Source organism: Streptomyces sp. NPDC090741 (assembly GCF_044769045.1).
GTDB lineage: Bacteria > Actinomycetota > Actinomycetes > Streptomycetales > Streptomycetaceae > Streptomyces.
The window spans coordinates 58,347-84,458 of sequence record NZ_JBIVXF010000022.1; the positions used below are offsets into that span (position 1 = coordinate 58,347).

The following is a 26,112-nucleotide window of genomic DNA, read 5'->3' on the forward strand; positions in this document are numbered from 1 at the left end:
ATCAGCTGCTGGGGGGCGTGAGGGCGTCGAGTTTGTGGGTCAGGGTGGCCAGGGCGGCCTTCAGGGCGGCGATGTCGGACTTGTCTGCGGATTGGTTCGCTTCTGCCAGTTGGACCACCAGGGCGCCGCCCGGTTCCAGGGTGACCTCCGTGGTTTCCGTGACGTCGTCGCCGCCCTGGTGGCGGACCGCCGCGTCCAGGTCGGCGCGGCGCAGGCCGTTGCGGCGGATCACGCGGGTGAGCCAGTGGCCGTCGCGGGCCAGGGTGGTGGGACTGCCCTCCAGGAGCCGGCCCAGCCATTCGTAGCGGGCGGCCGTCCGGACCACCACGGAGTTCACCCCGAGCAGTACGGCGGCCCCGAAGGCGGCTCCGACGACCGAGTTGTCCGGGCCGATCACGGCGTTCTGCACGACGTTGGCCAGCAGCAGCATCACCACCAGGTCGAAGGTGCTGAGCTGCGCGAGCTGGCGCTTGCCGACGATCCGGAGCAGCAGCAGGATCAGTACGTAGACCCCGATAGTGCGCAGCGCCTTCTCCAGGTACGGGACGTCACCGTGCAGGAAGGGGGTGAGGGCGTCGTGGGCGAAATGCATCCCGTCCACGCTGGCACATCCGGCATGTCCGGCGTCACCGACCCGCCGTATCCGCCGTATCCGCCGTATCCGCCGCATCCGCCGCATCCGCCTAGATCAGCACCTCGGCCGCGCTCAGGCCGCTCTCCCCGCCCCAGGTGAAGGTGAGGCCGCGGTCCTGGGCGGCCTCGGTCAGCCGGCCGCGCAGGACCTCCGCGGCGAGGGTCAGGGCCTGGAGTCCGTCGACCCCGTGGATCTCGTACGTGATGTCGGACAGGCCGTCCAGTCGGCACGGGCAGATCCAGTCGCCGTCCGGATTCGGATCGGGGTACGGGGCGCCCAGCCGGAGGGTGACCGGGAAGGTCTCGCCGTCCCCCGTGACCGCCTGGAGCGGGCGGCTCGCGATGGTCGAGTGGTTGTTCATGCGTTCGGCCTTCGCGTCGACTGGGTGGGGCCGGTTTCCCTCAGTCTGCGTCGGTCTCCGTCGGTTCCGCGTATGGGCGGCCGCCCGCCCCGGCCGAGCGGGCGGGCGGCCTCCTGCGTTACGGCTTCGGCAGGGTGCAGCCTGCGCGGGTCAGGTCGATCTTGTTGCCCGCGCCGATGCACGGGACGATGATGTACGTCTCCTGGGCGTAGTTGATGCCCTGGCGGACCGTGACGTTGCCGGCCTCGTCCACCTCGCACGGGTTGTTCTCCGTGCAGCGCTGCCCGTCCTCGTTGCCCGTGTTGTTGACCGCGACGACCTTGCCCGTCGTCGTTTCGATCACCGGGGAGCCCGAGGTGCCGCCGATCGTGTTGCAGGACGAGGTGTAGCGGACCGAGTCCTTCCAGGTCCACTCGCCCTCCTTGAGGCGGTACGCGAACCCGTCCACGTTGCAGCTGTAGATCCGCTTCCAGTACCCCGACACGACCTTGATGCCCGCGCCCTGCACCGGGCGGGCGTCGTTCAGGGTGAGCGCGGCGATGCCGTACTGGCTCTGGATCTGGGCGTACGTCTTGGTCAGCTGGTAGATCGAGATGTCCGTGTCGGTCATCGTCGCGTACGCGATCTTGCTGGCCCGCAGCGTCGCCACGCGCGAGCCCGATGCGTTGAGCAGCGAGAACGAGCGGCTGGACGACTGGTCCTTGACGACCTCGCCCGGCCCCGGGAAACCGGTCTCGATGCAGTGCCCGTTGGAGAGCACGAGCGCGGGGTCGTTCGGCTGGGAGCCGGGGACGCGGACGACGGAACCGGAGCAGTTGCTGAGCGCGACCGTCCCCGCGTAGTTCACGGTGACGGCCGCCGCCGCCTTGTCCTGGGGTGTTGAGGCCACGGCCGGTGCTGCCGCCGCTCCTATCAGGAGCAGCGAGAGCACGGCGCCGACGAGAGGCTTGCGCATGTGGGGGTTCCCCTCTGAATGACGATGCAACCGAAGATCCTCCGGTTGTCATGTGCATTGTTGGGACACCCGCATCAACAGGCAAGGATCTGGCCGGAGTTGGCGGTTTTCAGGTTCAGGGATCCCGTCAGTGCAGGAGGCGGTCCCGGAGCCGGGCCACCGTCGCCGGCGTGATCCCGACGCGCGTGGCGAGGTAGTCGGCCGCGGAGCCGTAGCGCGTGGTCAGGTCGGCGAGGACGAGGGACAGGATCTCGGCCGGGGCGCGGCCGTACGAGGGCCAGCGCATGGTGCGGCCCGGGTTGGCGGCGTGCCAGTCGGCCGTGAGGCGGGCGGTGGCCAGTTCGGTGAGCGCGAAATCGGCCAGGATCTCCTCCTCGGACACGTCGAGGAGGGTGAGGACGAAAGCGCCGATCAGGCCGGTGCGGTCCTTGCCGGAGGTGCAGTGGAAGACCGTCGGACCGGGACCGGCGGCGATGAGCTCGATGGCCCGGCGGATCTCGTCCGCGCCGTCCTCGGTCACCTCGGCGAACCGGTCGGCCAGGTACCGCCAGGGGTCGACGTCGGGGTCGATCGCGGCCTGGTCGTACGGGCGGTGCTCGATGCTGAGGTTGGCGTACGTGAACCGCTCGGGCTCGGGGATCCGCCCCTTGGCCTCGATCTCCCAGGGGTAGCGCAGGTCGATGACCGTGCGTATGCCGAGGCCGAGGAAGCGGTCCCAGTCGGCTCCCGCGAGTTTGCCCAGGGAGTCGGACCGGTAGAGCCCGCCCCAGGCGACGGTACGGCCGTCGGCGGAGCGGTAGCCGCCCAGGTCGCGGAAGTTGTGCAGGTGGTCGAAGTCGACGTGGCGGCGGTGGCGGTGCGGGTGCGCGGTCGGATCGGCAGGCAACTGGGGCTCCTCGTCATGCGGTCGAGTGCCCCAGGATGCCGGATCCCCCCTCAGCGCTTGCGCGCGAGCGTGAGCCCGTCCGCGATCGGGAGCATCACCGACTCCATGCGCCCGTCGGCCCGCACGTGCGCGTTGAACTCCCGGATGGCCAGGGCGTTGCCCTCGGCGCCGGCGTCCACCGCCTCTCCCCCGTACAGGACGTTGTCGGCGAGGATCAGCCCGCCGGGCCGCAGGCGCGGCACGAGCTCGTCCCAGTACGCGCGGTAGCCGGGCTTGTCGGCGTCCAGGAACACCAGGTCGATCACCGGCTCCTGCGGGAGCGCGCGGAGCGTCTCCAGCGCCGGGGCGATCGCGAGCTCGATCCGGTCGCCGACCCCGGCCGCCTTCCAGGCCTCCTGGGCGATCGACGTCCACTCCTCGGAGACGTCGCAGGTCAGGACCCGCCCGCCCGGGACCAGGCCCGCGGCCAGAGCCAGCGTGGAGTAGCCGGTGAAGGTGCCGACCTCGACGATCCGGCGGGCGCCGATCATCTTGCCCAGCAGGGTGAGGAAGACGCTCTGCTCGTGCGGGACCTGCATCTGCGCCTCGCGGCCGAGCGCGCGGGTCCGCTCGACGAGCTCCTCCTGGACCCGGCTCGGCGGCTCGGTCTGCGCGACCAGGTACTCGTACACCTCGTGGGTGAGGTGCACCGTCTTCACTTCGTCGACGTCCCTGTCCATGCCGTACGTCCCTTCGCGAGTCCCGTGTGTACGCCTTCGGGACTGCCCAACGACGGCGGCCCGGAGCGGCAACGGCCCGGCCGCCGCCCCGGGCCGGGCCGCCCCGGGCCGCCCCGGGCCGGGCCGCCCCGGGCCGCCCCGGGCCGGGCCGTCAGGCCGTCGGATGGAGGGCCGCGTACTCCAGCGGGGCCGACGGGTCGATCGTGAGGGTGAGCGGGGCGGGGGGCGCGTCCGCGCGGACAAGGAGGTCGCCGATCGCCGCGATCATCGCGCCGTTGTCCGTGCACAACGTCATGGGCGGCACCCGCAGTTCGATGCCCGCCGAGGCGCAGCGCCGTTCCGCCAGGGCCCGGACGCGCGAGTTGGCCGCCACTCCGCCGACCACCACCAGCGTCTTCACGTCGTACGCCGCGCAGGCCGCGACCGCCTTGCGGGTCAGCACGTCGGCCACCGCCTCCTGGAGCGAGGCCGCGCCGTCGGCGACCGGCAGCCTCTCCCCGCGCTGCCGGTGACCCTCGGCCCAGCGGGCCGCGGCCGTCTTGAGCCCCGAGAAGGAGAAGGAGTACGCGTACGGGTCCTCCGCGCGCGGCCCGCCGGTCAGCGGACGCGGGAACGGGACCGCCCCCGGGTCACCGCCCCGCGCCGCCCGGTCGATGGCCGGCCCGCCCGGGTACGGCAGGCCGAACACCCGGGCCACCTTGTCGAAGCACTCCCCCGCCGCGTCGTCCAGGGTGTCCCCGAGGTGCAGGATCGGCTCGCGCACGAGGTCCCGTACGAGCAGCAGCGAGGTGTGCCCGCCCGAGACGATCAGCACCACGCAGGGTTCGGGCAGCGGCCCGTGCTCCAGGGTGTCGGCGGCGACGTGCCCGGCCAGGTGGTGGACCCCGTACAGCGGTACGCCCAGTGCGTACGCGAGGGTCTTGGCCCCGGCCAGTCCGACCTGGAGTGCGCCGGAGAGGCCGGGGCCGGTGGTGACGGCCACCGCGTCGAGCTGGTCGGCGCGCAGTCCGGCACGGTCGAGGGCCTGGCGGACCACCGGGTTGAAGGCGTGCAGGTGGGCGCGGGCCGCGATCTCGGGGACGACCCCGCCGAAGCGGGCGTGCTCGTCCATGCTCGACGCGACGACGTGCGCGAGGAGCCGGCCGCCCCGCACGATGCCCGCGCCCGTCTCGTCGCAGGAGGACTCGATGCCGAGCACCACCGGAGAAGCAGCCATCAGACCCGCACCCGACCCTTATTGCGAATAGTTCGCAATAAGGGTACTAGCCGCGCGGGACCACCGTGGCCAGCACCGACGGCAGCGGGTACCAGTCCGCCGAGGCGATGGACGCGTGGTGCGCCGCCATCAGGCCGACCCGGTCCCGGGCCTGGGCCTCGGTCGGGTGCACCCCGTCGATGGCGGGCGCCACGTTGTGCGCGTCGGTGGCGATCAGGAGGTAGTGGTTGCGGTCGTACCAGGCGGTGTCGATCGAGCCGCCCGCGTACGCGCTCGCGTCCCCGTCGAAGACCACGAACCAGGGGCGCAGCGAGGCGTCGGCGTACCGGGCGCGCGGGTCGCCGGCCTCGGCCCGGTGCACGGCGGGGAAGGCCGCGGCCTGCCCGAGCCGGCCCTCGGCGGCGAGGGAGCGCAGGTACTGGGCGTACTCGCGGTCGGTCCACAGCGTGTCGCCCGCGTTGCCCTCCTCCAGCGTGCCGGGGATCAGCTCCACCAGGAACTTCCCGGCCATCGCGGCGCGGCTCGGCCATGCGCCGGCCCGGGCGGCGGTGTCCAGGTCGGGGTGGCCGGCGGCGAGCCGGCCGGGGCGGTAGACGGCGTCGCCGAGCTTCGAGTTCAGCAGCGCGTCGAGCTCGGCCGGGCCGCGCCCGAGGTTGGCGGCGAAGCCGTCCTTGAGCTCCAGTTTGAGGACGACCGGGCGGTGGCCGGGGTGGGCGTCGTGCCAGCTGCGGATGTCGGAGAGGCAGCCCGCGAGGTTCTGGTTGCGGGACCTGGTGCGCAGCTGGGCGGGGCTGGTGGCGTTCTCGCAGTTGTTGTCGTTGCCGAAGGGGTTGTCGTGGGCGACCCGCCAGGAGCTGCCGAAGAAGTTGGTCCACACGTCGAGTTCCAGCATCGCGGCGCCCGAGTCGAGCGCGTCCGCGAAGTACGGGTACTTGGCCTTCTCGTACGCGTTGTGCACGCCGACGCCGGTCGATCCCGCGTACGGGAGGTCCGCGGCGGCCCCCGCCGCCTTGGCCCCGGCGGCCCCCGCCGGGGCCGTACCGAGTACGAAGGCCAGGGCCGCCAGGCCCGCCGTCACCGCGCCCGCCATCCGGTTCCGCAATCCCATGCTTTCGGCTCCTGTCCGCCCGGTCGGTGCGCCATGTCTCAACTCGGCGGAAGAGTAGGCGAGTTGGGTGAAGGGTGGAAGGACGGAGGATGACGGGCGTCCCGGCTGTGAGGACGGACACGTTGCGACCAGGAACTGACGTCGTCACGCCGTCCGTCGAACAGGGAGCCGACCGGGACGCCGGTCGGCGTTTTCCGGGCGGGAGTACCACATGTTCACCAAGGTTCGCGGGCGGGTCGTACGGGTCTCCCTGCTCGTCGGCGTCGGCTGCGCCGTGCTGATGGGGTGCGCCGGGCTCCTGTGGAAGCTGCACGGCGTGGCGGCGTACCTGGCGGACGGGGATTCCGCCGAGGGGAGCTACGTACAGGACGCCGAGCAGGCCGACCGCGCGGCGGCGGCCGTACTGGAAGGCCCGGCGCGGGAGGTCCCGCCGGTGGCCCCGGCGTCCCCGGATCCCACCGCGCCGGATCCCGGCGCCCCGGATCCCGGCGCCCCGGATCCCACCGCGCCGGATCCCGCCGCCCCGGGCCCGGCCGCACAGGGCACGGTCGGCCCCCCGGCCGGCGTGCACTGGCGGTCGGGCGGCTGGCAGCCCTCCGACCCGCTGGTCGCCCGGCCCGCCGCCGCGGAGCCCGCGATCGGGGCGCTGTTCTCCCCCGGTGAGGACGCGGACCAGGACCACCACTGCTCGGCGAGCGTGGTCCACTCCCCCGGCGGCGACCTCGTCGTCACCGCCGCCCACTGCGTGTACCGCGGCGTCTTCGGCTTCCGTACGAACCTCGCCTTCGCCCCCGGCTACCGGGACGGCAAGGCCCCGTACGGGGTCTGGGTGCCCACCCGGATCGACGTGGACCCCCGCTGGATCGAGGACCAGGACCCCGACTACGACGTGGCCTTCCTCCGCATGCGCCGGCCGGGCCACCCCGGCGAGCGGCTGGAGGACGCCGCCGGGGCGCAGACGATCCGCTTCGGGTCCGAACTGCCCGCGCCGGCCCGGGTCGTGGGCTATCCGAACGACACCGAGTACCCCGTGGAGTGCTTCAACACCGCCCGCGCCGACGGGCCCACGCAGCTGCGGCTGGATTGCGCGGACGTACCCGACGGCACGAGCGGTGGTCCGGTGCTGACCGACGGGCGCACCCTGATCGGGGTGGTCGGCGGCCGCGACGGGGGCGGCGACGAGAAGACCTCGTACAGCAGCCTGTTCGACGACGGGGTACGCGCCGTGTACGAGCGCGCCGTGGCGGCCCGCTAGACCGCCTGGACCAGAACGGCCCCCTACGACCCCGAGTCCGCGGGGGCCTTGTGGTGCGGCGGGTAGTCGGCCGTCCGCGGGGCCGTCGGCAGCCGCCACTTGGACAGGACCCGGATCACCGTGCCCGGGCTCAGCAGGACGTTCGGCGAGACGGCCAGCGACAGCACGCCGAAGAAGGGCCGGGAGATCTCCGGGTCGGCGTTGGCGCCCACGATCACCCGGGACATGTAGGCCTGGAGGACCTTGGTCGCCCGGTCGGGCGGCGGCCCCTCGGTCTCCGGGTACCGCATGTCCTCGCTGGTGGCGATCTGCCAGGCCACGTCGGAGGCGGCGGCCGTACGCCGCTGGATCCGGCGGGCGGCCGCGGCGATCTCCCGGGGGGCCAGGCCCCGGATGGCGCCGGCCAGTGCGTCCGCCGCGAGGGCGGCCACCGTCATCCCCTGCCCGTACACGGGGTTGACCCGGCAGACGGCGTCGCCGAGGACGACGAACCCGGCCGGCCAGCGGTCGAGGCGCTCGAAGTGCCGCCATTCGTTCGCGGTGTTGCGGTATCCCGTCGGCGTGGAGAGGGGTTTGGCGTCGCGGATGGCGTCGTACAGCACCGGGCTGCGCAGGCTCCGGGTGAAGTCGAGGAACTCCTCCTCCCCGGTCGGCGGGGCGTGTTCGCCGTTGCCGGTCAGCGTCACCAGCCAGCGGCCGTCGTCGAGCGGCACCAGCACGCCGCCGCGCGGATTCTCGGGGCGGCCCTGGACGTAGATCCCCTGCCAGCGGCGCGCCGGATCCGGCGGGACCTCGTAGTAACGGCTGGAGTAGCCGAGGTGGGAGTCGTAGCGGGTGGTCGCCGGGGCCGGGTGGCCGAGGGCGGCGAGCCAGGCCGGGGCCCGGGAGGTCCGCCCGGTCGCGTCGACCACGAAGCGCGCCGGCAGCGGGTCCCCCTCGCGCAGCCGTACGCCGGTGACCGAGCGGCCGTCGGGCCCGGCGACGAGCCCGGTCGCCATCGAGCCGGAGCGGATCCGGATGCGCTCGTCCCGCAGCACCTCCCGGCGGACCGTCCAGTCGATCAGCTCCCGGCTGCCGATCAGGACCCGGGACCCGGGAACCGGGTGGAACCAGTCGGCCGGGCTCAGCCACAGGAAGTCCCGCGGCGTCTCCATCAGGGCCGCCCCGGCCGCCAGCAGCTCGCGGGTGACCCCGGGCAGCAGCCCCTCCATCAGGTCCAGGCCCCGCGACCACAGCACGTGCACGTGCCGGGACTGCGGCACACCGGGCCGGAAGGCCGGTCCGGTGTCCGGCAGTTCGTCCCGTTCCACCACGGTCACGCGCGCGAACCGCTGGGCGAGTGCCCGCGCCGCCAGCAGCCCCGCCAGGCCTGCGCCGAGGACCACCGCGTGATCGTGGGCTTCGTGGGCTTCTGGGTGGTTGTCCGTGTCGTCGTCCATGGCGCCGAGTCTCGCGCCCCGGCCGCGCGCCGGATCAGGTCCCGCCCGGGGCGCCCCGAGGCACCCCGGGGGCGGACGGGGGGCTCACGGAGGGGCGCCCGTACCGGGACCCCCCGGGGGTGTCCGGTACGGGCGCCCCGGTCAGCTCGCGGGGAACCCGTACGGGACGGAGGTCAGCTTCTCCGAGGCCGCCCAGAGCCGTTCGCCGGACGCGTCGTCCAGGGTCCACTTCGCCCGCCAGGAGGGGACGGGCGCCCCGCGCCAGCCGAGCCGCGGCCCGAAGAACGCGTCGGGCCGCACCCCGGGCGCGGTGGCCGCGTACAGCGTGGGCAGCGCGCCGGAGGCGGCGGACTGGGCGAGGACGGCGGAGCCGAGGCCCATCAGTCTCGACATGGGCCGGTGGCCCTCCTGCCGCGAGGCCCCGGCGTGCAGGCTGGTCGAGGCGTAGCCGGGGTGCGCGGCGGCCGCGACGATCCCGGAGCCGGCGGCTTCGAGCCTGCGGGCCAGTTCGTGCGTGAAGAGGAGGCCCGCGGTCTTGGACCGGCCGTACGCGATCCAGCGCCGGTAGCCGTGCTCGGCGTTGAGGTCGTCGTGGTCCACGTCGCCCAGTGCGTGGAACCCGCTGGAGACGGTGACGATCCGGGCCCCGGGGGCCGCGGCCAGCAGCTGCGGCAGGAGCAGTCCGGTCAGCGCGAAGTGGCCGAGGTGGTTGACCCCGAACTGGGTCTCGAACCCGTCGGCGGTCCGCCCGAACGGCAGCGCCATCACGCCGGCGTTGTTCACGAGCAGGTCGAGGGAGCGGCGGCGCTGCCCGTGGATGTGGGCGAATTCCCGTACGGAGGCCAGGTCGGCCAGGTCCAGCGGTATGAACTCCACCTCCGCGTCCGGGACTTCGGCGCGCAGCCGGACCACCGCGGCCCGGCCGCGCGCCGAGCTGCGGCAGGCCAGCACCACATCGGCCCCGCGCCGGGCGAGCTCGCGGGCGGTGACGTAGCCGATACCGCTGTTGGCGCCCGTGACGACGGCGATGCGGCCGCTCTGGTCGGGGATGTTCTCGGCGTTCCAGCCAGGCATGTGAGCTCCCTCGCGACGGTGGGTTGCACGGTGCGGTGACCATGGGGTTACCGAGGGTAGACCTCGCCCTGCGCGGGGGTGGAGCCGGGGGCCGGTACCCCGGCCAGTAGGCTGCGGGTCCGTCCGCCCGCTCCTCTTCCCGTTCCCGAGGTACCGCGCAGTGAGCTCCGCACCGCCGTCCCCCCTGCCCGTGTCGGTCGTCGGCCTCGGCGCCGACGGCTGGGCCGGGCTCACCGCCTCCGCACGGTCCGCGCTGACGGGGGCCGAGGTGCTGATCGGCGGGCCGCGGCAGCTGGATCTGCTGCCGGCCGGCGACTGTACTGGCGAGCGGGTGGCCTGGCCGAGCCCGCTGCGGCCCGCCGTGCCGAAGCTGATGGCCGAGCACGCGGGCCGCCGGATCGCGGTGCTGGCCAGCGGCGACCCCATGTTCTACGGGATCGGCCGGGCTCTGGCCGAGGAGCTCGGGCCGGACGCCCTGCGGGTCCACCCGCACCCCTCCTCGGTCTCGTACGCGTGCGCCCGTCTGGGCTGGCCGGTGGAGGACACCGAGGTGGTCACGGTGGTCGGCCGCCCGGTGGCCCGGCTCGCGGCCGCGCTGTACGAGGGGCGGCGGGTGCTCGTGCTCAGCGCCGGAGCAGTGACCCCGAACGAGATCGCCGCTCTGCTTCGAGAGCGGGGCTTCGGCCCGAGCCGGATGCGGGTGCTGGAACAGCTCGGCTCCGAGCGCGAGGACACGTACGAGGGACTGGCCCAGAGCTGGGACCACGCGCCCGGCGATCCCCTCAACGTGGTGGCCGTGGACTGCCGCCGGGACCGGCACAGCGCCGTCCCGCGGCTCGGCGCGACCCCCGGCCTGCCCGACACCGCGTACGAGCACGACGGCCAGCTCACCAAGCGCCACGTCCGGGCCGCGACCCTGTGCGCCCTCGCCCCGGCCCCCGGCGAGCTGCTGTGGGACATCGGCGGCGGCTCCGGCTCCATCGGCATCGAGTGGATGCGGACGCACCCCTCCTGCCGGGCGGTGGCAGTGGAGCGCGTCCCGGAGCGGGCGGCCCGCATCACCCGCAACGCGGCGGCGCTCGGCGTCCCGGGGCTGCGCGTGGTCACCGGCGCCGCGCCCGAGGCCCTGGCCGGGCTCCCCACCCCCGACGCGGTGTTCATCGGCGGCGGGCTGACCGCGCCGGGCCTGCTGGACGCGGCCTGGGAGGCGCTGGCCCCCGGCGGCCGGCTGGTGGTCAACACCGTGACCCTGGAGTCGGAGGCGGTGCTCACCGAGCGCTACCGGCGCCACGGCGGCGACCTGGTCAAGCTGGCCGTCGCGCACGCGGCGGCGGTCGGCGGTTTCACGGGCTGGCGGCAGGCGATGCCGGTCACCCAGTGGTCCGTGACGAAGCCCTGGCCGCGGACGGACCACCCCACAGCAGCAGCGCACGAACAGAACGCAAAGGACCAGGAGACGACATGACCGTGTACTTCATCGGCGCGGGCCCCGGCGCCGCCGACCTGATCACGGTGCGCGGTGCCCGGAGGCTGGCCACCGCCCCGGTCTGCCTGTACGCGGGCAGCCTGGTCCCGCGCGAACTGCTGGCCGAGTGCCCGCCGGACGCCCGCCTGGTCGACACCTCGCAGCTGAACCTCGACGAGATCATCGCCGAGTGCGTACGGGCCCACGCCGCGGGCGAGGACGTAGCGCGGCTCCACTCGGGCGACCCGTCGATCTTCAGCGCGGTCGCGGAGCAGATGCGGCGGCTCGACGCGGCCGGCATCCCGTACGAGGTGGTGCCCGGTGTCCCGGCGTTCGCCGCGGCGGCGGCCGCGCTCAAGCGGGAGCTGACGGTCCCCACCGTCGGCCAGACCGTGATCCTGACCCGGATCGCCCAGCAGGCCACGCCGATGCCGCCCGGCGAGGACCTGGCCACGCTCGGCCGCAGCGGCGCGCTGCTGGTGCTGCACCTGGCCACGCGCTACGTGGACCGGGTCGTCGCCGAACTGCTGCCGCACTACGGGGCGAAGTGCCCGGTGGCGGTGGTGGCGATGGCCAGCCGCCCCGACGAGCTGATCCTGCGCGGCACGCTGGCCGACATCGCCGCCCAGGTGAAGGAGGCGGGCCTGGTCCGCACCGCGGTCATCCTGGTGGGCCGTACGCTCGGCGCCGAGCAGTTCCGCGACAGCCACCTGTACTCCCCCGAGCGCGACCGGCATGTCTGCTGATCCGCCCCGCCACGTCCTGATCCTGGGCGGTACGACGGAGGCCCGGCGCCTCGCGGAGGCGCTGGCGTCCGACCCGGCGTACCGCGTGACCACCTCGCTCGCGGGCCGGGTGTCCGCGCCCGTGCTGCCGCCCGGCGAGGTGCGGATCGGCGGCTTCGGCGGGGTCACCGGGCTCGCGGGCTGGATCGTCGCCCACGACGTGACGCACGTGGTCGACGCCACCCACCCGTTCGCGGAGCGGATGAGCTTCCACGCCTCCGAGGCGCAGGCGTTCACGGGGGTCCCGCTGCTGGCGCTGCGCCGCCCCGGCTGGTCCCCCGGTCCCGGGGACGACTGGCACTTCGCCGACTCGCTCGCCGAGGCATCCGTACGGCTGCCGGAACTCGGCGGCCGGGCCTTCCTGACCACCGGCCGCATGGGCCTGCACACGTTCGCGCACCTGGCCGACACCTGGTTCCTGGTGCGTTCGGTGGACCCGCCGGACGCGCCCGTGCCGCCGCGGATCGAAGTCCTGCTCGCCCGGGGGCCGTTCACCCTGGACGGCGAGCGGGAGCTGCTGGCCCGGCACCGGATCGACGTGCTGGTCACGAAGGACAGCGGCGGCTCCGCGACCGCCCCCAAGCTCACCGCGGCCCGCGAGGCGGGCATCCCGGTCCTGGTGGTCCGAAGGCCCCCTGTCCCGGAGGGCGTTGCGGAGGCGCAGTGCCCGCAGGCGGCCCTGGAGTGGCTCGCGGGAACCCCGGCGTAGGCCCCGCCCGGCCGCTGCCAGAGGGGTCTCCTACTCTCGTTGCAAGGACTGGAGCGCAACGGCCGGCGGCAACAGGGCCTACCTCTTCCCGCCGACCGGGCTGGTGCCGGTGCCGCTGCCCGCACTCCCCGCCGCCGAAGACGAGGACGACCTGGACGAGGAAGACGCCGAAGACGAGGACGTTCGGCAGCTCGGGGCGGTCCGTACCGTCGAGCGGGTGACCGTGGCCGAGCCGGAGTACCGGGCCGCCTCCAAGGCCTGGTCCGAGCAGAGCGGGCGCCCGACGCGCCAGGTCCTCGGACAGCTCGGCGGCACCCCCGACTGGCTTCAGAACGACGAGACGCCCGACTGCACGGACTGCGGCGGGCCGATGGAGTTCGTCGCCCGGCTGGAGGAGGGTCCGGACCCCCTCACCCCCCCGACTTCGGCTCCGGCAGGGCCTATGCGCACGCCTGCGCACCCTGCGGCCGGGCGGCGTTCCTCTGGCAGTGCTGAGGGGGGCCGCCCGGCCGGCCGGTCAGGCCTCCGGGTAGCGGCGCGGGGTCCACGTCACGCGGGAGCCGTCCGGGCGCTCCGTGACCTGGGTCTGCGAGGAGCCGATCAGCAGGATCGTGCGCATGTCCACCTCGGACGGCTCCAGTTCGCCGAGCGGGAGGACGCGGACCGACTGCTCCGGGCCGCCCACGTCCCGCGCGACGACCACCGGGGTCTGCTCCGAACGCAGCTCCAGCAGCAGCTCCTTGGCCTGGGCCACCTGCCAGGTCCGGCTGCGCGAGCCCGGGTTGTACAGGGCGAGCACCAGGTCCGCCGCGGCGGCGGCGCGCAGCCGCTCCGCGATGACCTCCCACGGCTTGAGCCGGTCCGACAGGGAGATGGTGGCGTAGTCGTGGCCGAGCGGGGCCCCGGCCGCGGCGGCTGCCGCATTGGCGGCGGTCACCCCCGGCAGCACCCGTACGGGCACGTCCTTGTACTCCGGCTGCCCGGCGACCTCCAGCACGGCGGTGGCCATGGCGAACACGCCCGGGTCGCCGCCGGAGACCACGGCCACGCGCTTGCCGCGGCGGGCGAGGTCGAGCGCGAACTCGGCGCGCTCCGACTCGACCTTGTTGTCGGAGCCGTGCCGTACCTGGCCCGGCTTCGCGGGGACCCGGTCCAGGTACGTGGTGTACCCGACGAGCACCTCGGCGTCGGCCAGCGCCCGCCGCGTCTCGGGGGTGAGCCAGAGCGGCCCGGCCGGTCCGGTGCCGACGACCACGACCTCGCCGGGGCCGGACGGCACGCTGCCCGGGTTGCCGATGCGGCTGGGCACCACGGCGACGGCGAAGTACGGGACGCTGTCGGGGTCGGTGTCGGCGAGGAGGCCGGTCCGCTCCCCCGCCATGGTGGCGCGCTCCACGTACCGGGCCTCCGCAAGCCGGCCGCTGCCCTCCATGGCCCGGCGTACGGCGGGGAAGGTACGGCCGAGCTTCATCACGACCGCCGAGTCGGTGGCGGCGAGGCGGGCGGTGAGCTCCTCCTCCGGCAGGGTGCCGGGCAGGATCGTCAGCACCTCCTCGCCCTCGACGAGCGGGGTGCCGAGGCGGGCCGCGGCGGCGCTCACCGAGGTCACTCCGGGGATCACCTCGGCCTCGTACCGGTCGGCGAGCCGCTTGTGCATGTGCATGTACGAGCCGTAGAAGAGCGGGTCCCCCTCGGCGAGCACGGCGACGGTCCGGCCGGCGTCGAGGTGCGCGGCCAGCCGGGCGGCGGACGCCTCGTAGAACTCCTCCATCGCCCCCTGGTAGCCGCCGGGGTGGTCGGTGGTCTCGGTGGTGACCGGATAGACCAGCGGCTCCTCGATGTGGTCGGCGCGCAGGTGCTTCGCGGCGATCGAGCGGGCGATCGAGCGGCCGTGGCGGGCGCTGTGGTACGCGACGACCTGCGCCTCGGCGATCACCTCGACGGCCCGCAGCGTCATCAGGGAGGGGTCGCCGGGGCCGAGCCCGACGCCGTACAGCTTTCCGGAGGTCGTTCCCGTGCTCATTCTTCCTCGCTCGCGATCGCGTTGACGGCGGCGGCCGCGATGGCGCTGCCGCCACGACGGCCGCGCACGATCAGGTGGTCGAGCCCGGAAGCGTGGGCGGCGAGGGCGTCCTTGGACTCGGCGGCGCCGATGAAGCCGACCGGGACACCGATGACGGCGGCGGGGCGCGGGGCACCCTCCTCGATCATCTCCAGCAGCCGGAACAGCGCGGTCGGCGCGTTGCCGACGGCGATCACGGAGCCCTCCAGCAGGCCGCGGTCGCGCCAGACTTCGAGGGCGGCGGCGCTGCGCGTGGTGCCCATCCGGGCGGCGAGGGCCGGCACGGCGGGGTCGGAGAGGGTGCAGATCACCTCGTTGCCCGCGGGCAGCCGCTTGCGGGTGACGCCGCTTGCGACCATCTGCACGTCGCAGAGGATCGGCGCGCCCGCGTTCAGCGCGGCCCGCGCCCGGAGCACGACGTCCGGGGTGTAGCCGAGGTCCCGGGGCAGGTCGGTCATTCCGCAGGCGTGGATCATGCGCACCGCGACCTGGGCCACGGAGGCGGGCAGCCCGGAGAGGTCCGCCTCGGCGCGGATCGTGGCAAAGGACTGGCGGTAGATCGCCGCGCCGTCCTTCTCGTACTCGAACACTGTGTACTCGCTCATTTCTTCGCTGCGTCGTGGGAGGTGGTGCGGCGTACGGCCGCGAGGGCCGCGGGAAGTTCGGAGGCCGGGAGACCGCGGCGCGGGGCGCGACCGGCCGCGCAGAGGTCGTACCCGTCGGCGGTGGCGACCACGTCCGCCCAGGCGGTGCCGCGCGGGTGCCCGCACCGGCGTTCGCAGCCGGACCAGTGCACGGGCAGCAGGCGGGTCGCCTGCGCGGGCGTCTGGGCTCGGGCCTGCGCCGGAGTCTCAGCCTGGGCCTCGGCCTCCGCCTGCTGCGCTACGACGGCACGTGCGTCGGCGCGTACGTCCGCCAGGGACTTCGCGCAACCGGGCCGCCCCGTACAGGCGGTGACGGACCGCCAGGGATCCTCGGGGCCGGTCACGAGCCCGGCCCCGGCGAGGGCGGCGAGCGCGCCGTCGGCGGCGTGGGCGGGCAGGCCGGGGACGACGATCCCGCGCCAGGGGGTCAGGCGGACGCGGCCGGTGAGGCCGGCCAGCCGGCGCCACTGCGCGGTGGTCAGACGGCCCAGCGGAGCGAACACGCTGAGCGCGGCGGCGCCGCCCGGGCCCTGGACCACGCCCGGCTCGGGGGCCGGTCCGCGCAGGGCGGCGCGGCCCCGTACCACGGAGGCCGATACCCCGGCGGCGGCCAGCCGAGCGCCCAACTCATCGGAACGGAGAGCCTGTTCGGCAGGCAGCTCGGAGACCCGCCAGGCCCGGGTACCGGCCCGGCGGACGGCGTCGAGGAAGTACGCGGCGGCGACGAGCGCGGCCCGCGGCGCATCGGCGGCGGCCACGAGCAGGGCGTCCGCCGCGTCGGCCGTCCACAGCAGGGCCCGGCCCCCGTCCCGGACGGCGGCCAGGTTCACATCGGCGGCGAGCGAGGTCACGTCCCCGCGGCCGTCGTCGAGGGCGAACAGGAAGCGCCCGGACAGCCCGGCCGCCGGCGCGCTCGCGCACAGCAGCCGGTCCAGCTCCGCGACCCAGGGCGCCACGTCGGGCAGACCGCGGCGGTCCAGGCCGGTCAGCGGCGAGGCGACGATGTTGCGGACCCGCTCGTGGGTGGGGGCGGGCAGCAGCCCGGCGCGCACGAGCACGGTCTGCAGTTCGCCGCCGCAGCTCGCGCCGAGCCCGCGCAGCTGCGCGTTGCCGCGCGAGGTGAGGTCGATGTGCCCGTCGCCGAGCCGGTCCGCCGCATCGGCCAGCAGCAGGGCCGCGTCCGCGTCGAGCATCCCGCCGGGTATCCGGATCCGGGCCAGGTGCCCGTCGTCCGCCGCGTGCAGCCGCAGCGCACCCGGGCAGGCGTCACCGCGGTCACGTATAACCGGTTCGTCCCGCGATGCGGCGGAAGGGGGCTGGGGCGGCATGGCGGCGAGCATACCCACGATTCCCCGAGCCCGACCTGTGTCCGTCACCACCCGCCCCCTCCGCCCCACCCTCCACCCGACCTGCCCGGATCCGCTCCCCGGGCGCGGGCCACCCCCACTCCCGGCCGGGGAGAAGGCCACCTAAGATGACCACCGGCGGAGCCACGTGGCCCGCTGGGAGGAAGCCCGGTGCGAATCCGGCGCGGTCCCGCCACTGTGAACCCCGCGGAGCGATCCGCCGGGTGAGTCAGGAACTCCCGCTGTCCACACTGCCCGGGGCGCGGAAACCCCGAGGAAGGCATGCCGCCGCATGATCCTGCTGCTGTCGACGTCCGACACCGATCTGCTCAGCGCCCGCGCCGCCGCGGACGGCCCCGTGCCGTACCGGTTCGCGAACCCCTCCCGCCTTCCCCTCGACGACCTCCCCGCCCTGCTCGACGGCGTCGACCTGGTCGTCGTACGCCTCCTCGGCGGGCTGCGCGCCTGGCAGGACGGCCTCGACCTGCTCCTGGCGCCGGCCCAGACCCGCCCGGTGGTCGTCCTCACCGGCGAACAGGCCCCGGACGCCCAGCTGATGGAGGCCTCGACGGTCCCGATCGGCATCGCGGCCGAGGCGCACGGCTACCTCGCGCACGGCGGCCCCGCCAACCTCGGCCAGCTGGCCCGCTTCCTCTCCGACACCGTGCTGCTCACCGGCCACGGCTTCGAGCCGCCCGCCGCCGCACCCACCTGGGGCCCGCTGGAGCGCACCCCGGTGCGCCCGTACGGCCCGCGCATCGCGGTGCTCTACTACCGCGCCCACCAGATGAGCGGCAACACCGCCTTCGTGCACGCCCTGTGCGACGCGATCGTGGAGACCGGCGGCACGCCCGTACCGCTGTACGTGTCCTCCCTGCGCAGCCCCGAGCCGGAGCTGATCGCCGAGCTGGAGTCGGCGGACGCGATCGTCACCACGGTCCTGGCGGCCGGCGGCACCAAGCCCGCCACGGCCTCGGCCGGCGGCGACGACGAGTCCTGGGACGCGGGCGCGCTCGCCGCGCTCGGCGTCCCGATCCTCCAGGCCCTGTGCCTGACCGGCTCGCGCAGCGCCTGGGAGGAGAGCGACGAGGGCCTGTCCCCGCTCGACGCCGCGACGCAGGTCGCCGTGCCCGAGTTCGACGGCCGCCTGATCACCGTCCCGTTCTCCTTCAAGGAGTTCGACGAGGACGGGCTGCCGGCGTACGTGGCCGACCCCGAGCGTGCCGCCCGCGTCGCCGGCATCGCCGTGCGGCACGCCCGGCTGCGGCACATCGCCCGCCGCGACAAGAAGGTCGCGCTCGTCCTCTCCGCGTACCCGACCAAGCACTCCCGCATCGGCAACGCGGTCGGCCTCGACACCCCGGCCAGCGCCGTGGAACTGCTGCGAACCCTCATCGCGGGCGGTTACGACTTCGGCCCCGTCGAGGACATCCCGGGCCTGGTCTCCGGCGACGGCGACGAGCTGATCCGCGCCCTGATCGAGGCCGGCGGCCACGACCAGGACTGGCTGACCGAGGAGCAGCTGGCCCGCAATCCGGTCCGGATCCCGGCCGCCGACTACAAGCGGTGGTTCGCCGAGCTCCCGGCCGAGCTGCGGGGCAGCGTGGAGCAGCACTGGGGCGAGGCCCCGGGCAACATGTTCGTGGACCGCTCGGCCAATCCGGAGGGCGACATCGTCCTCGCGGCCCTGCGCCGCGGGAACCTGCTCATCCTGATCCAGCCCCCGCGCGGCTTCGGCGAGAACCCGATCGCGATCTACCACGACCCGGACCTGCCGCCCTCGCACCACTACCTGGCCGCGTACCGCTGGATCCAGGCGCGCGCGGAGGACGGCGGCTTCGGCGCCGACGCGATGATCCACCTGGGCAAGCACGGCAATCTGGAATGGCTGCCGGGCAAGAACGCCGGCCTGTCCGCGGCCTGCGCACCGGACGCCGCGCTCGGCGATCTCCCCCTCATCTACCCCTTCCTGGTCAACGACCCGGGCGAGGGCACCCAGGCCAAGCGCCGCGTGCACGCCACCCTGGTCGACCACCTGGTGCCGCCGATGGCGCGCGCGGAGTCGTACGGCGACATCGCGCGCCTGGAGCAGCACCTCGACGAGTACGCGCAGATCTCCGCGATGGACCCGGCGAAGCTGCCGGCCATCCGCGCCCAGATCTGGACGCTGATCCAGGCCGCGAAGCTCGACCACGACCTGGGTCTGGCGGAGCGCCCGGACGACGACGGCTTCGACGACTTCCTGCTGCACGTCGACGGCTGGCTGTGCGAGGTCAAGGACGCCCAGATCCGCGACGGCCTGCACGTCCTGGGCGGCGCGCCGACCGGTCAGGCCCGGGTCAACCTGGTCCTCGCGATCCTGCGCGCCCGCCAGATCTGGGGCGGTACGACGGCCCTGCCCGGCCTGCGCGAGGCGCTCGGCCTGGACGAGTCCGCGGCCACCCGGACGACCGCCGACGAGGCGGAGGAGGCGGCCCGCGCGCTGGTGCAGGCGATGGAGGACGCGAACTGGGCGCCGGAGGCGGTGGCTTCGGTCGCGGCCGGTTACTCGGCGGACGTGGCGGCCGTACTGGACTTCGCCGCGCGCGAGGTCGTCCCGCGGCTGGCCGGCACGACGGACGAGATCGCGCACGTCGTCTCGGCCCTGGACGGCCGCTTCGTCCCGGCTGGCCCCTCGGGCTCCCCCCTCCGGGGCCTGGTGAACGTCCTCCCCACGGGCCGCAACTTCTACTCCGTGGACCCGAAGGCCGTCCCCTCCCGCCTCGCGTGGGAGACGGGTCAGGCCCTGGCCGACTCCCTCCTGACCCGCTACCGCACGGACAACGGCGAGTGGCCGGCCTCCGTGGGCCTGTCCCTGTGGGGCACGAGCGCGATGCGCACCTCCGGCGACGACGTCGCCGAGGCCCTCGCCCTGCTCGGCGTCCGCCCGGTCTGGGACGAGGCCTCGCGCCGCGTCACGGGGCTCGAAGCGATCCCCCTCGCGGAACTCGCCCGCCCCCGGATCGACGTCACCCTGCGCATCTCGGGCTTCTTCCGGGACGCGTTCCCGCACGTCATCGGCCTGCTGGACGACGCGGTCCGGCTGGCGGCGAGCCTGGACGAGCCCGCGGACCAGAACTACATCCGGGCCCACGCGCAAGCCGACCTGGCCGTCCACGGCGACGAGCGCCGCGCGACGACCCGTATCTTCGGCTCGCGCCCGGGCACGTACGGCGCCGGCATCCTCCAGCTGATCGACTCCCGCGACTGGCGTACGGACGCCGACCTCGCGGAGGTCTACACGGTCTGGGGCGGCTACGCGTACGGCCGCGGCCTGGAGGGCCGGGCGGCGCGCGAGGAGATGGAGACCGCGTACAAGCGGATCACGGTGGCCGCGAAGAACACGGACACCCGTGAGCACGACATCGCCGACTCGGACGACTACTTCCAGTACCACGGCGGCATGGTGGCCACGGTCCGCGCCCTGCGCGGCACGGCCCCGGAGGCGTACATCGGCGACTCCACGCGTCCCGAAACCGTGAAGACCCGGACCCTGGTCGAGGAGACCAGCCGGGTCTTCCGGGCCCGCGTGGTGAACCCGAAGTGGATCGAGGCGATGCGCCGCCACGGCTACAAGGGCGCCTTCGAGCTGGCCGCGACGGTGGACTACCTCTTCGGCTACGACGCCACGACGGGCGTGGTGGCGGACTGGATGTACGACAAGCTGACGGAGACGTACGTCCTGGACCCGGAGAACCGCGCGTTCCTGGAGGAGGCCAACCCCTGGGCCCTGCACGGCATCGCGGAACGCCTCCTGGAGGCCGAGTCCCGCGGCATGTGGGAAAAGCCGGACCCCCAGGTCCTCGAATCCCTCCGCCAGGTCTACCTGGACACGGAAGGCAACCTGGAGGCCGAGGCGGAGTAGTCCGCTCCGCAGGCCCGGCACCGCAGATGCCGTCCGCCTCGCCCCTGACCCGGGCGAGGCGGACGGCATTCTTCGTGCCCGTATCCCCCACGAGGCACCCGCGCCCCGGAACGGGTCGTCCGTCACCTGAAGCGGTGAACTCTTCCTGGTCCCGGTGACGGCAGGGGTAGAGGGCTGCTGATCTCGTGCGGGGGGCCGCAGGCAAGGGCCCCGCGCCCTCGGACGGAAAGGTCCAGCCCGCCGTGACACAGCCGTTTCAACTGCCGGATTTCTATGTGCCGTATCCGGCCCGCCCGAACCCCCACCTGGAGGCCGCGCGAGCGCACACCAAGCAGTGGGCCCGCGGCTTCGGGATGCTTGAGGGGTCCGGCGTCTGGGACGAGCGGGACCTCGACTCGCACGACTACGCGCTGCTGTGCTCGTACACCCACCCCGACTGCGGCGGCGACGCGCTGAACCTGGTCACCGACTGGTACGTGTGGGTCTTCTTCTTCGACGATCACTTCCTGGAGGTCTACAAGCGCACCCAGGACCGCGAGGGCGCCAAGAAGTACCTCGACGGGCTGGCCGCCTTCATGCCGATGGACCTCGCCGACGGGTTCCCCGAGCCGGCGAACCCGGTCGAGGCGGGCCTGAAGGACCTGTGGTCGCGCACCGTGCCCGCGATGTCGATGGACTGGAGGGAACGGTTCTCCGAGTCGACGCGGAACCTCCTCAACGAGTCGATGTGGGAGCTCCACAACATCAACATCGGCCGCGTGGCCAACCCGCTCGAGTACATCGAGATGCGCCGCAAGGTCGGCGGCGCCCCCTGGTCGGCCGGGCTGATCGAGTACGTGTCCGCCGAGGTGCCGGCCCGGGTGGCGCACGCGCGCCCGCTCGAAGTGCTCCGCGACGCCTTCTCCGACGCGGTGCACATCCGCAACGACATCTTCTCGTACCAGCGCGAGGTGGAGCAGGAGGGCGAACTCTCCAACGCCATCCTGGTCCTGGAGACCTTCCTCGACTGCACCACCCAGGAGGCCGCCGACCTGTCGAACGACCTGCTGACCTCGCGGCTCCAGCAGTTCGAGTACACGGCCCTCGCCGAGGTCCCCGCGCTCGCCGCCCAGCACGGCCTCGACCCCGTCGAGATGGCGTCCGTACTCGCGTACGCGAAGGGCCTGCAGGACTGGCAGTCCGGCGGCCACGAGTGGCACATGGTCTCCAGCCGCTACATGAACGGGGAGGCCAAGAGGGCGGGCGCGACCCCGCTCACCCTGCCCTTCCTGCCCAGCGGGCGGGGCACCGCCGCCCTCGACCTGCGCTCGGTGTTCAACCCCCGCGCCATGGAGATGCGCCGCCGCAGCTTCACGCACGTCCCGTTCCGGAAGGTGGGCCCTTCGCTGCTGCCCGACTTCTACATGCCCTTCCCCCTCACCCTCAGCCGGCACCTGGACCGGGCCCGCCGCGAACTGGTGCTCTGGTGCCGGGAGATGGGCCTGCTCCAGCCGCAGCCCGGCGATCCCGGCTCCGACATCTGGGACGAGGACAAGCTGGTCCGCATGGACTTCGCCCTGTGCTCGGCGGGCATCGACCCCGACGCCACGGCCGAGGCCCTGTGCCTGAGCGCGCAGTGGCTGGCCTGGGGCACGTACGCGGACGACTACTACCCCAAGGTGTTCGCCGGATCGAAGTCCCCCGGCGCGGCCCGGGTGACGACGGACCGGCTGATCTCCATGATCCCGGTCGACCCGGCCGAGGCCCCGGAGCCGGTCACCCCGATGGAGCGGAGCCTGAAGGACCTGTGGGCCCGGACCGTCGCGGGGATGAGCTCCGTGATGCGCGCGGAGCTGCGCGGGCACGTCATCGGAATGCTGGACAGCTGGGTCTGGGAGATCGGCAACGCCGTCATGAACCGGATTCCGGACCCGGTCGACTACGCCGAGATGCGCCGCTTCACGTTCGGCTCGTACCTGACGATGTTCCTGGCCAAGTTCGGCCACGAGGGCGACGGTGTCCCGCCCGAGGTCTACCGGGACGGGGTGATGCGCTCGCTGGAGAGCGCGGCGGCGGACGTCGGGTGCATCACCAACGACCTCTTCTCGTACCAGAAGGAGATCGAGGTCGAGGGCGAGGTGCACAACCACGTCCTCGTCACCCAGAACTTCTTCGACATCGACTACCCGCAGGCGCATCGGATCGTCGCCGACCTGATGGTGCAGCGCACGAAGGAGTTCGAGCACATTCGCGACCACCAACTGCCGGTCCTGTACGAGGACTACGGCCTCGGACAGGAGGCGCGGGCCTCGCTCGACGCGTACGTGGGGGAGTTGCAGGACTGGATGGCCGCGGTCCTCAACTGGCACCAGAGCGTGAGCCGTTACCGCGACGAGAACCTGCACCCGAAGACCGACGACCGGGCCCCGGGGGCACGGCTCGGCCGGAGCTCCTCGTTCGGCATGGCGGCGGCCCGGATCTCACTGCCCGCCTGATCCCGCGGAGCCCGGTGGCGGGGCCGGTACGCCTCAGAACTCGTCCGCCGTGTGCGGCAGCAGGGGGGTGTGCAGGGCCGCGTCCAGGGCCGCCGCCGCGCCGGGTGTCCGCTCGGCCACCAGCCCGGCGGCGACCAGCTCGGCGACCCGGGTCCCGCCCAGGTAGCAGGCCGCGAGGTCCCGTACGTCGAGCTCCAGGTCGGCGGGGGCCTCGGCGCGCTCGCAGGTCGCCCCGCCCCGCCCCGCCTTCAGCCGGTACCGCCCCGCGTTCGCCGGCAGCCGTACGTCGGCCACCTCCAGCACCAGCTCCACCGGCGCGGCCCAGGACCGCCGGGTCAGCGCCGCCGGTACGTCGACCAGGCGCAGCCAGAGCGCCGGGAACTGCTCGGTGACCCTGACCTGGTCCCGGTCGGCGGCGAACCGGAGCAGCGGGTCGTCCAGCGGCCGGCCCCACGCGGAGACCCTGCCGGTGAGGTCGAGACCGGCCAGGCAGTCCCACAGGGCGGCGGCCACCGCCGGGGTGTCCGCCTCCAGTTCGTCGACGCGGACCAGGCCGGGGCTGCGGGCGGGGCCGCCGTCGCCCTCGTGCTTCGTGCGGTAGAGCACGTACCCCGCGATCGGCTCGCCCGGATCCCCGAGGACGATGATCCGGGGAGGGCCCAACTCCTCGTCCTCCTCGTCCTGTTCGCAGAGCCATGACTCGTTCCACCGCTCCGCGTCGCGGGTCGGGCGGCCGGCCCGCCCGGCGCGGGCGGCCTCGTGGTACGGCCCGATCACCCCGAGCGCGTCCTCGGGGGCGAGCAGTCGCAGCGGGCGCGGGTCCGGGGCGATGCGCAGGGCCAGCGGCCGCGTCGAGTCGATCTCGATGGTGGCGCCCTGGGTGGCCGAACCGTAGCCGAAGCGGCCGTAGATGGCGGATTCGGAGGCCCACAGGGCGGCGATCGGGCTGCCCGCGGCCCCCGTGCGCCGCAGCTGCTCGTCCATCAGCGCGGTGAGCACGCCGCGGCGGCGGTGGGTGGGGGCGACGCTGACGAAGGTGAGCCCGGGGCAGGGCAGATCCGCCCCGGGCACCGAGAGCCGGAAGTCGTGCGCGGCCAAGAACCCGACCAGCGCGTCCCCGTCGTAGGCCCCGAGGCGTGCGCAGTGGCGCAGGAGGGCGTGGTGGCGTTCACGGCCCTCCGGTTCGGGTCGGTCGTGGAAGACCAGGTACGCGAGCTCCAGAGCGCGGTCGATGTCGGCTTCGGGTACCTCACGGATGTCCACCATGATCGGGAGACTAATCGGTCATCGCGGACCGCTCACCCCATAAAGCCCGGGATGGCCGACGGGCACCGCTGGGGAGTGTCGTCAAAGTGGCGTCGGCCGCCCGAAAGGGCGGGGCCGGCGGGGTCCGGTGCGCGCGAACGCAGAAAGCCCCCGCCACCCGAAATCCCCGGACCGGCGGGGGCTTTCGCGTTTTCGGGGCGTAGCCCCCAGCCGCTCCCGGTCGAGCGGTACCGTCCTGGTAGGACGAAGGGGACGCCATGAAGTGGAACGAGCACACCACCGGCCAGCGAATCAAACTGCTGCGCGGAGCCGTCACTCAGGAAGAACTCGCCGAAGGTTCCGGCCTGTCCATCGCCACGATCCGCAAGGCCGAGCAGGACCGGGGACAGATCTCCCTGCCCACCCTCCTACGGCTGGCCCACGCCCTGGGCGCCGACATCTCCGTGATCGTGGGCCAGCAGGCTCCTCGGAGGTCGATGCTCGCGGACGACCGGACCACCCTGCGCGAACTGTCGCGCACGGTCCACGACACAGCAGCGGGGATCGGCACCGACAGGGAACCCGTCGGCTTCGCCGCCGATCTCGCGGCGGGCTGGGACGCCTACCGGGCCGGGCGTGTCGGGGTCGCCGGACAGCTCGCCACATCCTCCGTCCGAGACGCGGCAACAGCCCTCGCGGACGCCCCCGAAGACCACCGCATGACCGCACGCGGAGTGCTCGCCGACGCCTACCGCCTCTCCGCCTACGTCGCAAACCAGCTTGGAGCCCGCGACCTCGCGTACGCCGCCATCGGGCATGCCGCGGACCAGGCCCGACAGGCCGGAGATCCGGTGCGGGAAGCCTCCGTCGCTTCCGGGCGCTCATGGGTCTGCCTCCGGGATGCCCGGCTCGATGACGCCGAGCACACCGCGCACGTCTCCTACACCAGCATCGAGCCGACCTACGGCGATCGTGATCCGGTACTCCTCGCCACCTACGGATGGCACGTCACCTTCGCGGCCGTCGTCGCGGCCCGGCAGGGAGACACCGCCGCCGCAGATGATCTGCTGTCTCAGGGGTCCGCCGTCGCCGCCCGGCTCAGCCGTGACGTCATGGTCAACGGCACCGCGTTCGGCCCGGCCGCCGTCACCGCCCAGGCCGTCGGCATCGCGGTATCCACCGGAAAGGCCGGCAAGGCCTTGCGCCTCGCCGAGTCGGTACATGACTGGTCCTCACTGCACCGAGCCGCACAGAACCGACTCCAGCTGGACATCGCCCTTGCCCAGTGCGACGCCCAGCAATACGACACCTGCCTGGACACGCTGCTGACGGTGTGCAAGGCACATCCCGAATGGGTGCGCCACCAAACCCTCCCCGGCGTCATCGCCCAACGGGCCGGATACGCCACGACCTCCCGGTCCCGGAAAATCGCAAAGATCATCGGGGCCACCCTCGCGTAACTGCCACGCCCCATAGCACTCCGGCCCTGCACGGCTTCTGGTAGTGCTACGCCCCCGCTCTTCACTCCCTGCCACGACGCGATCACTCTGGAGGAGCCCCGCGGGCAGCCCGTCCCCGTCGTCCCCCTTCTGGGACCGGCTGCCTCCCTCCCGCCCGAGGAATGCGCCATGACCCAGCGCCGCCGCCCGGCTGCCCGTCAGCTCCAGGACCGACCCGAGCCCTTCGAAGCCCTCGGCAACCCGAATCCCAGTCCCACCCTCCGGGACCGCGCCGAATCAGGGATGGAGAGATTCCTGCGCAGCTTCGCGCCGAAGCCGGCCGAGAAGCCGGAGACGTGAGCGCGCTCCCCTCCTGGCTGCACGAAGGTGCG

Annotated in this window: 21 protein-coding genes and 1 riboswitch; of the genes, 8 read left to right on the plus strand and 13 right to left on the minus strand. The window is 73.7% G+C overall.

Annotated features, from left to right (window positions below; genetic code table 11):
• Position 1: 1 nt before the first annotated feature.
• The 7 genes from ACIQU4_RS38535 to ACIQU4_RS38565 form a co-directional block, all read right to left on the minus strand.
• Positions 2–592: a DUF421 domain-containing protein gene (locus tag ACIQU4_RS38535; protein ID WP_403741331.1), complete on the minus strand. Its 591-nt coding sequence runs from the start codon at positions 590–592 to the stop codon at positions 2–4.
• 91 nt (positions 593–683) lie between these two features.
• A complete protein-coding gene (locus ACIQU4_RS38540; RefSeq protein ID WP_403741334.1) occupies positions 684–995 on the minus strand; it encodes a DUF6968 family protein in 312 nt (103 codons plus the stop codon).
• A gap of 118 nt (positions 996–1,113) precedes the next feature.
• Entirely contained in the window at positions 1,114–1,950 is an 837-nt protein-coding gene (locus ACIQU4_RS38545; protein ID WP_403741336.1) for a serine protease, read from the minus strand.
• 127 nt (positions 1,951–2,077) lie between these two features.
• Positions 2,078–2,836 (minus strand): tyrosine-protein phosphatase, encoded by a 759-nt coding sequence (locus ACIQU4_RS38550; RefSeq protein ID WP_403741339.1) that lies wholly within the window; start codon positions 2,834–2,836, stop codon positions 2,078–2,080.
• Between the two features lie 50 nt (positions 2,837–2,886).
• Positions 2,887–3,555, minus strand: a complete 669-nt coding sequence (locus tag ACIQU4_RS38555; RefSeq protein WP_403741342.1) for an O-methyltransferase — start codon at positions 3,553–3,555, stop codon at positions 2,887–2,889.
• A gap of 151 nt (positions 3,556–3,706) precedes the next feature.
• Positions 3,707–4,771: a tRNA (adenosine(37)-N6)-threonylcarbamoyltransferase complex transferase subunit TsaD gene (gene tsaD, locus ACIQU4_RS38560; protein ID WP_403741345.1), complete on the minus strand. Its 1,065-nt coding sequence runs from the start codon at positions 4,769–4,771 to the stop codon at positions 3,707–3,709.
• 46 nt (positions 4,772–4,817) lie between these two features.
• Entirely contained in the window at positions 4,818–5,879 is a 1,062-nt protein-coding gene (locus tag ACIQU4_RS38565; protein WP_403741347.1) for a phosphatidylinositol-specific phospholipase C domain-containing protein, read from the minus strand.
• Between the two features lie 211 nt (positions 5,880–6,090).
• On the opposite strand from ACIQU4_RS38565, the gene ACIQU4_RS38570 reads away from it, so the two are divergent.
• Entirely contained in the window at positions 6,091–7,134 is a 1,044-nt protein-coding gene (locus ACIQU4_RS38570; protein WP_403741349.1) for a trypsin-like serine peptidase, read from the plus strand.
• 23 nt (positions 7,135–7,157) lie between these two features.
• Here the strand turns inward: ACIQU4_RS38570 and ACIQU4_RS38575 are convergent, their stop codons facing one another.
• Positions 7,158–8,573, minus strand: a complete 1,416-nt coding sequence (locus tag ACIQU4_RS38575) for an NAD(P)/FAD-dependent oxidoreductase (protein WP_403741352.1) — start codon at positions 8,571–8,573, stop codon at positions 7,158–7,160.
• Positions 8,574–8,714: 141 nt separating this feature from the next.
• Positions 8,715–9,647 (minus strand): oxidoreductase, encoded by a 933-nt coding sequence (locus tag ACIQU4_RS38580; protein WP_403741356.1) that lies wholly within the window; start codon positions 9,645–9,647, stop codon positions 8,715–8,717.
• A gap of 160 nt (positions 9,648–9,807) precedes the next feature.
• Here ACIQU4_RS38580 and cbiE point away from each other — a divergent pair, with 160 nt between their 5' ends.
• Genes cbiE through ACIQU4_RS38595 form a run of 3 tightly spaced genes read left to right on the plus strand, consistent with a single transcriptional unit; the run spans position 9,808 to position 12,606 of the window.
• Positions 9,808–11,112, plus strand: coding sequence for a precorrin-6y C5,15-methyltransferase (decarboxylating) subunit CbiE (gene cbiE / locus ACIQU4_RS38585; RefSeq protein ID WP_403741359.1), 1,305 nt, complete (start codon positions 9,808–9,810; stop codon positions 11,110–11,112).
• Positions 11,109–11,858: a precorrin-4 C(11)-methyltransferase gene (gene cobM / locus ACIQU4_RS38590; RefSeq protein WP_403741362.1), complete on the plus strand. Its 750-nt coding sequence runs from the start codon at positions 11,109–11,111 to the stop codon at positions 11,856–11,858. Before cbiE ends, cobM begins: the two co-directional genes overlap by 4 nt.
• Positions 11,848–12,606, plus strand: a complete 759-nt coding sequence (locus tag ACIQU4_RS38595) for a cobalt-precorrin-6A reductase (protein WP_403741364.1) — start codon at positions 11,848–11,850, stop codon at positions 12,604–12,606. Before cobM ends, ACIQU4_RS38595 begins: the two co-directional genes overlap by 11 nt.
• 517 nt (positions 12,607–13,123) lie before the next feature.
• On the opposite strand, the gene ACIQU4_RS38600 is transcribed toward ACIQU4_RS38595, so the two are convergent.
• The 3 genes from ACIQU4_RS38600 to cobG are packed head-to-tail and all read right to left on the minus strand — an operon-like array spanning position 13,124 to position 16,640.
• Positions 13,124–14,629 (minus strand): precorrin-2 C(20)-methyltransferase, encoded by a 1,506-nt coding sequence (locus ACIQU4_RS38600; protein WP_403741367.1) that lies wholly within the window; start codon positions 14,627–14,629, stop codon positions 13,124–13,126.
• Complete coding sequence (locus tag ACIQU4_RS38605; protein WP_385587236.1) at positions 14,626–15,273, minus strand: precorrin-8X methylmutase; 648 nt, start codon at positions 15,271–15,273, stop codon at positions 14,626–14,628. The genes ACIQU4_RS38600 and ACIQU4_RS38605 overlap by 4 nt, the downstream gene beginning before the upstream one ends.
• Positions 15,270–16,640 carry a precorrin-3B synthase gene (cobG, locus tag ACIQU4_RS38610; protein ID WP_403741371.1) on the minus strand — a complete coding sequence of 457 codons (1,371 nt, stop codon included), beginning with the start codon at positions 16,638–16,640 and terminating at the stop codon, positions 15,270–15,272. The genes ACIQU4_RS38605 and cobG overlap by 4 nt, the downstream gene beginning before the upstream one ends.
• Positions 16,641–16,779: 139 nt before the next feature.
• Positions 16,780–16,918, plus strand: a riboswitch (cobalamin riboswitch).
• Positions 16,919–16,950: 32 nt separating this feature from the next.
• On the opposite strand from cobG, the gene cobN reads away from it, so the two are divergent.
• The gene (cobN, locus tag ACIQU4_RS38615) at positions 16,951–20,562 is read left to right on the plus strand and encodes a cobaltochelatase subunit CobN (protein WP_403741374.1); all 3,612 of its coding nucleotides are present in this window, start codon (positions 16,951–16,953) and stop codon (positions 20,560–20,562) included.
• 242 nt (positions 20,563–20,804) lie between these two features.
• Positions 20,805–23,036 (plus strand): germacradienol/geosmin synthase, encoded by a 2,232-nt coding sequence (locus tag ACIQU4_RS38620; RefSeq protein WP_403741376.1) that lies wholly within the window; start codon positions 20,805–20,807, stop codon positions 23,034–23,036.
• A gap of 33 nt (positions 23,037–23,069) precedes the next feature.
• Here the strand turns inward: ACIQU4_RS38620 and ACIQU4_RS38625 are convergent, their stop codons facing one another.
• A complete protein-coding gene (locus ACIQU4_RS38625) occupies positions 23,070–24,302 on the minus strand; it encodes a GNAT family N-acetyltransferase (RefSeq protein WP_403741379.1) in 1,233 nt (410 codons plus the stop codon).
• Between the two features lie 257 nt (positions 24,303–24,559).
• On the opposite strand from ACIQU4_RS38625, the gene ACIQU4_RS38630 reads away from it, so the two are divergent.
• Together ACIQU4_RS38630 and ACIQU4_RS38635 are read left to right on the plus strand one after the other, a co-directional pair.
• Entirely contained in the window at positions 24,560–25,741 is a 1,182-nt protein-coding gene (locus ACIQU4_RS38630) for a helix-turn-helix domain-containing protein (protein ID WP_403741382.1), read from the plus strand.
• Positions 25,742–25,909: 168 nt separating this feature from the next.
• Positions 25,910–26,080 (plus strand): hypothetical protein, encoded by a 171-nt coding sequence (locus ACIQU4_RS38635; protein ID WP_403741385.1) that lies wholly within the window; start codon positions 25,910–25,912, stop codon positions 26,078–26,080.
• The last annotated feature ends 32 nt before the right edge of the window (positions 26,081–26,112 follow it).